We start from the raw sequence: 12,269 nt of genomic DNA, 5'->3' as shown, positions 1-12,269 counted from the left end.
CCATGGGCCAGAACTGGTCCTCGGACGCCGAACTGGCAACCGACTTCAACGCCTACGACGACCTCACCGAGCAGGCCGTCGGCTTCCCGCTGGTGTTCCGCGCACTCGGCCTCGACCCGTCCGGCCTCGACCCCTCCGGTCCCGGCCACCTCCTCGACTACGGCTGCGGCCCGGGCCGGGTGTCGCTGCTCGCCGCGCGGGCCCACCCGGCCCTGCGGGTCACCGGCGTCGACATCTCCCCGCACATGCTGGGCATCGCCGCGGAGCGGCGCACCCACGAGCGGGTGCACTACCGGCGGATCGAGAGCGCCGACCTGTCGTTCCTGCCGGACGACTCGGTGGACGCCGCCATGTCCTGCTTCGTCTTCATCAACATCGGCGACCTGGAGACCGTCCGGGAGGTCACGGCCGAGGTGTACCGGGTGCTGCGGCCGGGCGCCCGCTACGCCGTCCTGGACTCCAACCCGGAGACCGTCGGGATCCGCTTCGCCACCTTCCGCACCGGCGAGCCCGGGCGCCGCTACGCCCCGGGCGAGACCCGCCGGGTCCAGCTCTTCGGCTCGGCCGACACCTTGGAGATCGAGGACTACCACTGGCCGCTCGACGTCTACCGCGAGGTCCTGACCGGGGCCGGCTTCGCCGGGGTCGACGTCCGCACGCCCGTCCTGGCCGACGCCCTGGCCCTGGGGGCGCCCGTCGTACCGCTGCCCGGCGGCGACGCGGCGCCCGAGGCGACGCACGCCCCGATGGTGCTCGCGGTCGGCACCAAGCCCGCCTGACCCCGGCCGCGGCGGATCCGGCCGGACCCTAGCCCGCGGCCCGGCGGGGTCGGGCCGGGACGGGGCGCGGGAGGGCCGAGCGACCCCGCGCCGCCCCCCGGAAGCCGGGGCCCGCGGGGGCGTCCGCCGGGACCGCCGACCAGGGCGGACGCCGGATCGCCGGACGCTCCGCGGCCACCGGCCGGCCCCCCAGGGAGGCGTGCAGCTGGGTGCGCCGGGAGATGCCGAGCTTGCGGTAGACGTTGGTGAGGTGGAACTCGACCGTCCGCTGGGTCACCGTCAGCCGCTCGGCGATCTCGCGGTTGGACAGGCCGTTCGCCGCCAGCTCGGCCACCCGGCGCTCGTGCGCGGTCAGCGCCCAGCCGTGCCCGACCATGCCGGGCGTGCGGCCCTCGCCCGACCGGACCCGCGGCACGAGGAGGGTCGGGCTCCCGGCTCCGGGGTGCGCCCCCGTCGGCGCCGGCCCGGCGTCCAGGTCCTCCCGCTCGCAGGCGGCGGCCTCCTCGGCCCGGCCGAGCGCGCGCAGGGCCCGCGCCGCGGACGGCCGCCAGCGCAGGAGGGGTCGGTGCGCCGGATGCACCGAGGTCAGGCGCCGTGCGCAGTCCAGCAGATCGGTCAGGGCCTCCTGCGGCGCGTCCTCGGCCAGCAGCAGTCCGCCCCGGGCCAGCCGCAGCGCCAGCCCGCCCGCGGTCGACGGGAGCCGCCCGGCCAGCCGGTAGCGCTCCAGCACCGCCCGGGCGGTGTCGGGCCGTCCGCCGCGGACCTCCAGGTCGGTCCAGAGCGCGAGGCTCCGCAGCGCCCACGGCGTCCGGGAGCGCAGCCCGTGGCACTCCAGCACCGCGTCCAGCGCGATCCGGGCGTGCTCGGCGGCCGGGCCCTCCTCGCCGCGGGCCAGCCGCACCCGCGCCACCAGGACGTGCCCCGCCGCCGCGTCGTCCTCGGCGCGGTGGCGCAGCGCGTGCTCCAGCGCCTGCTGCGCGCGGTCCAGCGCGGTGTCCGTGTCGCCGGTGAACAGCAGTGCGTTGACCAGCAGTTCGTGCTCCCAGCCGGCCGCACCGGGGCCGAGCCGCGCCCAGTCCGCCGGCCGGCCCGCGGCCGGCGCCGGATCGGCGGCCGTCAGCAGCGCCAGCGCCCGCTGCACGGCGGACGGTCCCGTCCCACCGAGGTCCACCGGTGGGTACGGTGCGGGGGCGCCGTGCGGTCGGCCGGACGCGCCGACGCCGGCGCCGTTCGCGGCGCCCCGGGTCAGCAGCCGGAGCCCGGCCACCGCGCCCGCGGCCGGGTCGGCGCCCGGGGCGGGTGCCGGCGTACGGTCACGCGGCCGTCCGCAGGCGTCCCCGAACATGGTCCGGGCCGTGCGGGCCAGCACCGCGACGCCCTCGGGGGCCTGGGCCTCGTAGACGATCAGGGCCGCGGTGGCGGCCAACCGCTCGGCGTGGGCCCGCCCGGCGGAGGCGTCGAGCGCCCGGTCCAGTCGGACCAGGGCCCGGACCGGCTCCTCCCCGGCCTCCGCCAACGCCAACTCGCAGAGCACCTCCGACCGCTCGGTGTCCTCCAGCGGCTGCTCCAGGGCCGCGCGCAGGCAGGCGACCGGCAGGGCGGTGTCGTCCAGCGGGGCGTCCGCGGCGGCCCGGCGCAGCAGCGGCGCCACCCAGGGCAGCCGCACCGGCGCACCCGCCAGCAGCCGCCGGGCCACCTCGGTGGGCGGCGCGCACTGCTGGTAGAGCCGCACGGCCGCCTCCGCCTGCCAGCGGGCCCGTTCGGCGTCGGGGACCAGCGCGCGGACGCCGTCCCGCAGCAGCGGGTGCCGGAACCCCGTACCGTCCGCCGCCAGCACGCCCATCGCCGTCAGCACCCGCCGCGGCTCCGCGTCCGTCCCGGAGAGCGCCGCGACCTCGCCGACGAGGCGCGGTGCGGCCGGTTCCAGGACGGCCAGGCAGCGGGCGTACTCCGCGGCGTCCGGCGACTGGCGCCGCAGGCGCTCGACCATCCGGACGGCCGGCTCCACCGCGCGGACGCCGGCCCCGGGCGGCAGCGGCGGCCCGCTCTCCTCCGAGTCCAGCAGGACCCGCAGCAGGGCCGGGTTGCCGCCGGCGTCCCGCAGCGCCTCCGGGGCGGGCCCGGCCGAGCCGCCGCGGGCCGCCGCCAGCCGGGCCGCCTGCGGCCCGGTCAGCTCCGGGACCGGGACGTGCCGGGCCCGCGCGAGCAGGTCGGCGAGCGGCCCGGCTGCGGACCCGCGCTCGGCCGGGCAGCGGGTCACCAGCAGCACCACCGGGGTGGTGACGGGGCAGCGGCTGAGGTAGTGCAGCCAGCGCAGCGACTGCGGGTCGGCCCAGGTGACGTCGTCGACGGCGAGCAGCAGCGGCGCGTCGGACACGAGCTCCTGCACCGCCTCCTGCAGCCGCTCCACGGCGGCGCGCTCCGCGGCCGGGTCCACCGGGGTGTCCGGCAGGGACGGGCCGGCCGCCCGGTGCCCGAGGAGCTGCCGGGCGACACCGTACGGGTAGTCCTGCTGGTGCGGCCCGGCGGCGGCCTCGCGGACGGTGAAGCCCCGCCGCCGGGCGCGGTCCGCCGAGGCCTCCAGGACGGCCGAGGTGCCCGCGCCCGGCAGCCCGGCCAGGCACACCACGGCCCCGCGGCCGCCCTCGGCCCGGGTCAGGGCCTGCTCCACCTCGGCGAGTTGGAGCTCCCGCCCGACCAGGGCCGGTCCGGTGGACCCGGTGTGCGCTCCGGTCGGCTGCCGGGCCCCGGGCTGCCGGTCGACTTCTTCCACGAACATCCTGGCTCTCCAAGCGACGAGGTGTCGGCGTAGGGCGGGCCTGCGCGGCCCGGTGGCGGTCAGTGCCCCGTCGGCGGCCGGACCGGCTCGTGCAGCGCGGACAGCCACTCCTCGACCTGCGGCCGGGAGATCAGGTCGCGCCGGTGGACGACCAGGCCGCGCAGTTCACGGCCGGTGTCGGTGACCCACAGGCTGAGGTCGAACAGCGCCCGGTCGAGCTCGGGCAGGCCCGCCTCACCGGTCCGGCCGCCGAGCGTGAAGGCCTCCGGCGGGTTGCCGGCCAGGAAGAGGGCCCGGGCGGGCACGGCCGGGTCGGCGCCGGGCCGGCCGACGCCGCGCAGCGCCTCCGTCACCCGGTCCGAGGGGACGTTCTGGTGGATCAGGGCCCAGCGCACGCCCTCGTGCACGGCCTGCACGGTCGCTTCGAGGCTCCCCTCGCGCGGCGTGTCCACGAGGACCGGCAGCAGGTTGACGAAGTTCCCCATCACCTCCCCGGCCTCGGGCACGTAGCGGCCGGGGAACGGGCAGTAGAAGGCCAGTTCCTCGTTGCGGACGCTGGGCCGCATGGCGTGCAGGACCTTGGCGCCCGCCAGGACGAAGCTCGTCACCCGGTGGCGCCGGGCCTGCTCGGTGTGCCGCCGGTAGGCCTCGCCGCCGACCGTGAACGGCACCGAGGCCGCCGGTACCGGGCCGGCCGGCCACGGGGAGTCGTCGCCCAGCAGCACCGGCGGGACCCCGGTGGGCAGCCGCTTGCGCCAGAGGTCGAGCAGGTCCCGGGTGTGGTCGCTGTCCAGCACCCGCCGCTCGGCGGCCGCGACCGCCGCCAGCGAGGGCCGGTCGCGGGTCCGCAGGAAGGCCTCCTCCCCGGCGGTGTACGCGGCGCCGACGTCCTCCAGGAACCGGGTGTAGGACAGGCCGTCGCAGACCGCGTGGTCGATCCTCAGCACCACGGCGAAGCCCGGTTCCGTCCGGCGGACGCAGACCACCCGCAGGTGGCGCCGCCGCCCGTCGCCGTCCGGGCCTGCCTCGGCCGGACCGGCCTCGGCCAGCTCCCGGTCCGCGATCCGGCGGGCCGCCGCGCACAGCCCGTCCCAGTCCGCGTCGCCCAGGTCGACCAGGTCGAGCGTCGGCGTCCACGGCTCCTCGCGGTACTGGGGGCCGGCCGCCGGGTCGTCCCGGTAGCCGCTGCGCAGCGCCGGGTTGACCCGGACCGCCAGCGCCACCGCCCGCTCCAGCCGGGCCGGGTCGACCGAGGCCCCGGCGAACCGGAAGACCTTGCAGATGACGCTGACCGGTGCGCTGCCGCCGACGAGGTCGCCCCGGCGCACGCCCAGGCTCATCCGGTGCGGCAGTGCGGCCCAGCCGTCCGACGGCCCGGGCTCCGGATCCGCCTGCGGCTCCGGAGCCGCGGCCCCGGCCCCGGCCGTTTCCGCCGCGCGCTGCACCTCGGCGGTGAACTCCCCCAGCCGCGGGGAGTCGAACAGGGTCTTCAGCGAGAGGTCCGTCCCGAACTGCTCGCAGACCCTGGCCACCAGCGCGTCGGCGAGCAGCGAATGGCCGCCCAGCTCGAAGAAGGAGTCCTCGGTACGGATCGGGCCGAAGCCCAGCACCTCCTCCCAGATGGCGGTGACCGCGGCCAGCGTCGCCGTGTCCAGGCCGGTGGCGTCGACGCCCGGGCCACCGTCACCCTGACCGTCAGTTTCCTGGCCGCCATTGCCGAAGTCGCCCGCCGCCCGTACGGCCCCGGTGGCCCGGACGGGCGTGGCCGCCACCGCGGTGCCCGGATCGTCGGCGATGTCCCGCAGGATCCGGACGTAGTCGTCCACCATCGCCGAGACCAGCGTCGGCCCGCAGGCCCCCTGCGGGTCCTTCCACAGCAGGTGCGTTCCGGCGCTGTCCTTGCGCACCATCGCCGCCAGGGTGAACCCGGCGGTGCTCTCCATCGGCTGGAGGCTCAGCACCGCGTCCGTGTCCGGACCGGTGAGCCGCACCCGCTGCACGTCCACCCCGTCCCGGGTGGTGGCGTCCCACAGCTGGAACACCGTCTGGTGGGTGCTGGCCTGGGCCTGCGGGCCGGTCAGGCCCGCGGCCCGCATGATGGCGGGCAGCGGCAGGTCCCCGTGCGACAGCGCCTCCTTGAGCCGGCGGTACGCCCGGGGCAGCAGCTGCGCGTACGAGTCGGACCCGCCGACCCGGCAGCGCACCGGCAGGGTGTTGACGAAGTAGCCGACGCTGTCCCTCAGCGCGGCGTCGGACCGCCCGTGGTACGGGACGAACGCCAGCGGTTCGGCCGATCCGGTGCAGCGCGAGAGCAGCGCGAAGTACCCGCCCAGCAGGACGGCGGTGTACGAGATGCCGAGCTGGGCCGCGCGTTCGCGCAGCCGGGCCGCCAGGTCCGCCGGGAGCGTCTGCGCGACGACGGTGTACTGCGGCCGCTCGGTGCCGGCCGGCAGCCGGAAGTCCCGGGCGCCCCCGTCCAAGGCCTCCCGCCAGTAGGCCCGGTGGCCGTCTCCGGCCGGGCCGTCGGCCAGCTCCCCGGAGCGTTCCGCGTACGCGGCGGACGGCCCGGTCGGCGCCTCGGGCAGCGGCTGCAGGTCCGCGTAGGCGCGGCGCAGCGCGTCGAGCAGCAGCAGGATGGAGGCGCCGTCGTAGACGAGGTGGTGCACGGCGAGCAGCAGCACCGTCCCGTCCGGGCAGTGCAGCAGGTCCACCCGGGCCAGCGGTCCGGTGCGCAGGTCGAACGGGGACTGCCAGGTGCGGCGCGCCGCCTCCTCGCGGGCCTCCTCGGTGTGCGACTCGCGGACCGGGATCTCCGGTGCGCCGGACCAGTCCAGAACCGGCCGGCCCCCGTGTTCGGCGACCCGCCCGCGAAGGTGCGGCCAGGCCCGGCCGACGACGCGCACCGCCCGGGCCAGGCGGTCGGGGTCGATCCGGCCCTGCACCAGGAAGGGCGTCGGGATGATGTGCGTCCACTGGGCCGGGTCGCGTTTCCAGGCCACCCACATGGCCTGCTGCCCAACGGAGAGCGGGATGTGCTGCGGTGCGGTGTTCACGCACAGTCCTTCCTGGGTGCTGCCGATGCTGCCGGGGTTCCGGGGGCGGCGGGCCCGGCACGCTGCGGGGCGGGCCCGCGGCGGCGGATCCGGCTCCGGCGGCCCCCGATGGCCACGATTGTGCTGGCGGCGGTCCTCCGGGGGATCGACGCGCGTTCAACAGCCGCCCCGGCCGGCGGCGCCGGCGCGCGTGGCCGGGCCGCCGCGAGGGGTCGGCCGGCGCCGGCCGCGTCCGTCGCGTTGAACGGAAGTTGATCGACGGTCAGGCGGACTCTGCGACAGTCCTCCTGTCCACCGCCCCCTGCCCGGAAAAGAGGTGCCCGTCGATGTCCGCCGGCTCCCCGATCCCCTCCCGCCGCACCCGGCTCACCGCGGCGCTCCTGCTGTCCGGCGCCGTGCTCCTCCTCGGCACCGCGTACTGCGCCCCGGGCCCCGTCGACGGGGGTTCGGCGGTGTCCGCCGCCCCGGCACCGGGACGCAGCGGGGTCCCGCTCGAATGGAACACCACGGGCTCCTGCGCGAGTTGCACCGGCAGGGCCGCGGAGAAGTGACCCGGGGCCTCGACGGCCGGGGCCGGGTCGACCAGATCCGGTTGGACCTGGGCCGGTTCGACCGGGCCTGGTCGCGGCTGCTCCCCGGGACAGCTCCGGCAGTAGCCGTACGGCTCGCCGGCGCGTGACGGGCCGGCGCCCGCCCCGGGCCGTCCGTCCGTCCGCCCGGGGCCGCCCATCCCATCGAGCAGCCGCTGCGCCTGCGCCGCCTCCGGGAGGTCCAGCCGCCGGAGCAGGTCGAGAGCCTGCCGGCAGGTGAGGCGGGCCTCCTCGGAGCGGCCGAGGGCGGTCAGCGCCCGGGACAGCGCCAGCAGGGCCTGGCCCTCGTCCCGCCGGGCGCCGGTCTCCCGGCAGAGCCGCAGCGCCGTGTCGGCGTGGCCGACGGCCTCCTGGGTGCGGCCGACCGCCCGCAGGCTGTCGGCGAGCTGGTAGCGGGCCCGGGCCTCCCGCCCCCGCATGCCCGTCCGCTGGGACAGCGCGATGCACTCCCGGTACCGGGCGACGGCCTCGTCGTGGCGGCCCAGCTGGTGCAGCGCCAGGCCCAGCACGTACAGGGCGTAGCCGGCGGAGGCCGGGTCGGACCGGGTGTCCGGCTCCGCGAGCACCTGTTCGCAGGCCTCGACCGCCTCGTCGGCCCGCCCGCTGCAGGACCGGGCCAGCGCGGCGTTCAACGTCGTCGCGATCGCCCCGGAGCGGTGGCCGAGCTCGTGGGCCAGCGTGATCGCCTCGTCGAAGCAGGCCACCGCCTCGTCGTAGCGGTGCTGGAACTGCGCCACCATCCCGAGGTCGTTGAGGGCCTGGCGGAGGATCGCGGTGTCCCCCGCGATCCGGCACAGGTCGACCGCCTGCCGAGCGTGGGTCTCGGCCTCGGCGAGCCGGGCGGCCTGGAGGGCGAGGTTGCCGTTCAGGAACCGGGCCCGGCCCAGTGTCCCGGCATCGTCCACCCGGGCCGCCGCCGTCAGCACGGCCCGGGCGCCGCGGGCCAGCAGTCCGTGCCGGACCTCCCAGCCGAACGGGGTCAGGGCGATCAGCAGGTCGGTGGCCTCGCTCAGCGCACGGCGGCCGTACTCGTCCCCGCCGCGGGCGGTCTCCTCGGCGGCGGCGACCACGCCCTCGAACTCGGCGACCGCCCACGCGCGGGCCGCCCGGGCGTCGGCCAGCGGCTCGCCGGCCGAGCGGGCCGGACCGAGCATCCCGCTGACCGGGTCGCCGGGAACCGCCTGCTGGAACGCGGAACAGGCGGTGGCCAGCAGGAAGTCCAGCCACCTGGTCCGGGCCGCGACCGCCTCGCCGGGCCGTTCGCCCCGGGCCCGCTGCCGGGCGAACACCCGCAGCAGGTCGTGGTAGCGGTACCGCCCGGCGGCCGGGCTCTGCAGCATGGCCGCGTCGACCAGCGACTCCAGCAGCTCCTCGGTGTCGGGCCCGTCCGCGTCGACCAGCACCGCGGCGGCGGACACCCCCACGTCGGGCCCGTCCGCGAGGGAGACCAGGCGGAACGCCCGGGCCTGGTCCGGGGTCAACTGGCGGTAGCCCAGCTCGAAGGCGGCCTCGATGGCCAGGTCGCCGACCCGCAGCTCGGAGATCCGGCGCCGCTCGTCCGAGAGCCGCCTGATCAGCGACTCCAGCGTCCAGCTCCGGCGGGAGGCCAGCCTGGTGGCCAGGATCCGGACCGCCAGCGGGAGGAAGCCGCAGGTCGCCAGCAGGTCGACGGCGGCCTCGGGCTCCTGGTGCAGCCGCTCCGGGCCGGCCAGCCGGCCGAGCAGTTCGAGGGCCTCGTCCGGGGTGAAGACGTCGAGGTCCACCTCCAGGTCGGTGGGGAGGCCGAACAGCCTGGTCCGGCTGGTGGCGATCACCGCGCAGCCCGCCGAGCCCGGCAGCAGGTACCGCAGCTGTGCGGCGTCGCGGGCGTTGTCGAGCAGGACGAGAACGCGCCGGCCGTCCAGGGAGGACCGGTACAGGGCCGCCCGCGCCTCCAGCCCGTCCGGTATCGCGTCCCCCGGGGTGCCGAGGGCGAGCAGGAAGTCGGCCAGCACGATGGACGGATCGGCCGGCTCCTGGTCGACACCGCGGAGGTCGGCGTGCAACTGCCCGTCGGGGAACCACCGGCGGGTGCGGTGGGCGACGTGGACGGCCAGCACGCTCTTGCCGACCCCGCCCATGCCGGCGACGGCCACGACGGCCGGGGCGCCGCGTCCGGCACCGGTCAGCGCCTCGCACATCCGGGCCGCCGGCCCGGTGCGGCCGACCAGGTCGGCGGTCTCGGCGGGGAGTTGCGCGGGCGTGGGCAGCGGCGCCCGGAACCCGCGTCCGGGTCCGTCGGCGGGCGGGGTCGGGCGGTCGGCGGCCGGGGCGGGCGGGGCGGCCGGGGCTGGCGGGGCTGCCAGGGCGGTCGGGGCGGCCGTTCGCGCGTCGGGCCCGGACGCCTCCGGCTCCGGCGCCACCGCTGCCTCCGCTGGCTCCGCCGCAGCCGCAGCCACAGCCGCCGACGGCCCGGCCGGCTCGAAGGCGCCGCCCTCCCCCCGCGCCGGACCGAGCAGGAGGGGATCACCGGCCAGGACCCGGCGGTGGAGCTCGGTCAGCTCCGGGCCCGGGTCCAGGCCCTGCTCGGAGATCAGGCGCTGGCGGATCCGCTGGTAGACCTGCAGCGCCTCGGTCTGCCGGCCGCCCGCGAACAGGGCCCGCATCAGCAGCCCGTGGGCGCTCTCGCGCAGCGGGTTCTCGGAGACGAAGGCGGTCAGGTCCGGGACGGCCAGGGCGTGCCGGCCGAGCGCCAGCGCCAGGTCGAGCCGCTGCTCGATCAGGGTGAGCCGGAGCTCGGTGAGCCGGGCCCGCTGGCGCTTCGCGAACGGCCCGGGGATCCTGGCGAGCGGGTCGCCCCGCCACAGTGCCAGGGCCTGTTCGAGAAGGGCGTCAGCCTGCTCCAACCGCGCGGACGAACGGGCCTCGGCCGCCCTGGCCACGAGTTCCTCCGCCTGCCAGAGGTCCAGAGCGTCCGGCGGGATCAGCAGCCGGTAGCCGTCGCCGGCCGACACCAGGACCACCGGTGCCACGGAGCGGTCCGGTTCCATCAGCCGCCGCCAGCGCCACGCGTAGGTCCGGACGGTGGTGACCGCGGCATCGGGTGGCGACTGGCCCCACAGCGCCTCGACCAGGCCGGCGATGGTCGAGGATCCGTTGGGGCTCAGGAGCAGCACGGCCAGCATCGCCTGCTGCTGCGGGGTCCCCACCGCGAGCTGGACCGAGCCGCAGTGCGCCCGCAGGGATCCCAGCACGCCGAACCCGAGCTCGCGTGCCTGGAAACATCGTTCGTCCACCTGTTCTCCGTTCATATATGCAGGACTTGGCATGTCCCCGAATGGTTCCCGCGGACGAATCCCCGGCCGCCCGGACGCCCCCGCCCCTCCTCCACCGGCCGCCCGCGCCCGCACCCGGCGATCTACATCCGTTCAACCCCCGGATCAACGGACGGCCGCACGGATTCCCGCGGATTCCCGCCGATCCGTGTCGAGCGGAACAGCGCGGGCGACCACGGAGACGGTCATACTAGGTTCAGTCACATTCCGTAGTCACAGGGGGAGTTCACCGTGGAACACCTGCAACGACTGGGTTCGGGAATCCGGCGGCTCCGGCGCGCCGCGGGCCTCTCCCAGACGGACCTGGCCGGACCGGACTTCTCCCCCAGTTACATCTCCCTGCTGGAGGCCGGAAAGCGGACACCCTCACCCGACGTCCTCATCCGGCTCGCCGCCCGGCTGGGCACCGACCCGGAGCACCTCGTCAGGCTCCTGGACCGCGCCGACCGCGGCGAGCTGGAGGTCGAACTCCGCCTCGCCGACGCCGCGCTGGAGCGGGACGGCTCCCCCGAGGCCGCCCTGGACCGGTACCGGTCCGTACGGGAGCGGGCCACCGGCGCGGACCTCCGGGACCTCGGGCTCGCGGCCGACCTGGGAGCCGCCCGCGCCCTGGAGCGGGCCGGCCGGCTGACCGAGGCCGTGGACCGCTACGAGCGGCTGCGGACCTCCGCCGCGCAGTCCCAGGGCCGGGTCTCCCGGCTCGCCGTCACGGTGGCGCTCTGTCGCTGCCACCGCGAGCTGGGCGACCTCGACCACGCGATCACGCTCGGCGAGGACGCCCTGACCGAGGTGCAGCGGCTCGGGCTGGTCCCGACCCAGGTGGGGGTGGAGCTCCTGGCCTCCCTCGCCGCCCTCCACTGCGAGCGGGGGGACGTCCACCGCGCCCGGCAGCTCACCGGCACCGCGATCCGGCTCGCCGGGTCGGTCGGCACCCCGGCAGCGCTCGGCGCCGCGTACTGGAGCGCCGGCCTCGCCGCACACGCGGGCGGCGACCCGGGAGACGCGCTGCCCCTGCTCCAGCGGGCGCTGGCGACCCAGCCGGCGGGCGAGAACGAGCGGGTGGCCGGGCGGCTGCGCGTCCTGCACGCCGAGGTCCTGCTCAGCCTGGACCCGCCCGACGCGGCCGCCGCCCGGGCCGAACTGGCCGATACCGCAAGACCGTTGGCCGATCACGGCTCCCCCGCCGACCGGGCCGCCCACGCCGTCGCGGCCGCCCGGGCCGAGCTGCTGCTCGGCCAGGCCGCCGCCGCCCGCGAGCTGGCCGACCGCGCCCTCGCCGCCCTGCCGCCCGAGGCCGGCCCGGAACGGGCCCGGGCCCTCCTGCTGCTCGCCGAGGCCCTGGCCGGCACCGGCGACGAGGACGCGGCAGCAGCCGCCGGCGCCGCCCTGAGACAGGCCGCCGAGGCGCTGGCCGGGGCGACGAGCGGCCGCCGCGCCGCGGGCGCCTGGGCCGAGCTGGCCACGGCGCTCCACCGGGCCGGCGACCACGGACCGGCCGTCCGGGCCTTCCGGCAGGCGCTGCGCTGCCACGGCCACCGGCTGCCGGATCCGCCACCCGGCGAGGGGCCCGTCGAAGGGGCCGCCGAAGGGGCCGCCGAATTCACCGACCAACGAGTCCCGCCGGTCACGGAAACAGGCTTCCAGTCAAAGCCGACAGTCACGGATCCTCTTGGGCAGAAGCCGAATTGACGCCCGATTCGGTGGCGCGAACAGACCTTTGACGGTCCGGTCACACCGTGGTGTCATCGTGGTCG

5 protein-coding genes are annotated in these 12,269 nt (G+C 77.4%); 2 read left to right on the top strand and 3 right to left on the bottom strand.

What is annotated here, in order from left to right; all coding sequences use genetic code 11:
- Window positions 1–2: 2 nt before the first annotated feature.
- Window positions 3–779 (top strand): class I SAM-dependent methyltransferase, encoded by a 777-nt coding sequence (locus tag ACFVVX_RS34165; protein ID WP_387951487.1) that lies wholly within the window; start codon window positions 3–5, stop codon window positions 777–779.
- A 28-nt stretch (window positions 780–807) separates the two neighbouring features.
- Here the strand turns inward: ACFVVX_RS34165 and ACFVVX_RS34160 are convergent, their stop codons facing one another.
- The 3 genes from ACFVVX_RS34160 to ACFVVX_RS34150 all read right to left on the bottom strand — a co-directional run bounded on the left by ACFVVX_RS34160 (window position 808) and on the right by ACFVVX_RS34150 (window position 10,476).
- Window positions 808–3,558, bottom strand: a complete 2,751-nt coding sequence (locus ACFVVX_RS34160) for an AAA family ATPase (RefSeq protein ID WP_387951485.1) — start codon at window positions 3,556–3,558, stop codon at window positions 808–810.
- A 59-nt stretch (window positions 3,559–3,617) separates the two neighbouring features.
- Window positions 3,618–6,611 carry a condensation domain-containing protein gene (locus ACFVVX_RS34155; RefSeq protein ID WP_387951484.1) on the bottom strand — a complete coding sequence of 998 codons (2,994 nt, stop codon included), beginning with the start codon at window positions 6,609–6,611 and terminating at the stop codon, window positions 3,618–3,620.
- A 262-nt stretch (window positions 6,612–6,873) separates the two neighbouring features.
- The gene (locus ACFVVX_RS34150) at window positions 6,874–10,476 is read right to left on the bottom strand and encodes a BTAD domain-containing putative transcriptional regulator (RefSeq protein WP_387951482.1); all 3,603 of its coding nucleotides are present in this window, start codon (window positions 10,474–10,476) and stop codon (window positions 6,874–6,876) included.
- 270 nt (window positions 10,477–10,746) lie between these two features.
- Here ACFVVX_RS34150 and ACFVVX_RS34145 point away from each other — a divergent pair, with 270 nt between their 5' ends.
- A complete protein-coding gene (locus ACFVVX_RS34145; protein WP_387951480.1) occupies window positions 10,747–12,204 on the top strand; it encodes a helix-turn-helix domain-containing protein in 1,458 nt (485 codons plus the stop codon).
- Window positions 12,205–12,269 lie beyond the last annotated feature (65 nt).

This window comes from Kitasatospora sp. NPDC058170 (genome assembly GCF_042883905.1).
Classification (GTDB): Bacteria; Actinomycetota; Actinomycetes; order Streptomycetales; family Streptomycetaceae; genus Kitasatospora.
The sequence above is the reverse complement of the archived record's forward strand: the minus strand, read 5'-3'. Positions and strand labels throughout refer to the sequence as shown.

Excerpts from the sequence above, each read along its gene's own strand:
- ACFVVX_RS34165 (WP_387951487.1), top strand. The coding sequence starts at position 3 with ATGGGCCAGAACTGGTCCTCGGACGCCGAACTGGCAACCGACTTCAAC.
- ACFVVX_RS34160 (WP_387951485.1), bottom strand. The coding sequence starts at position 3,558 with ATGTTCGTGGAAGAAGTCGACCGGCAGCCCGGGGCCCGGCAGCCGACC.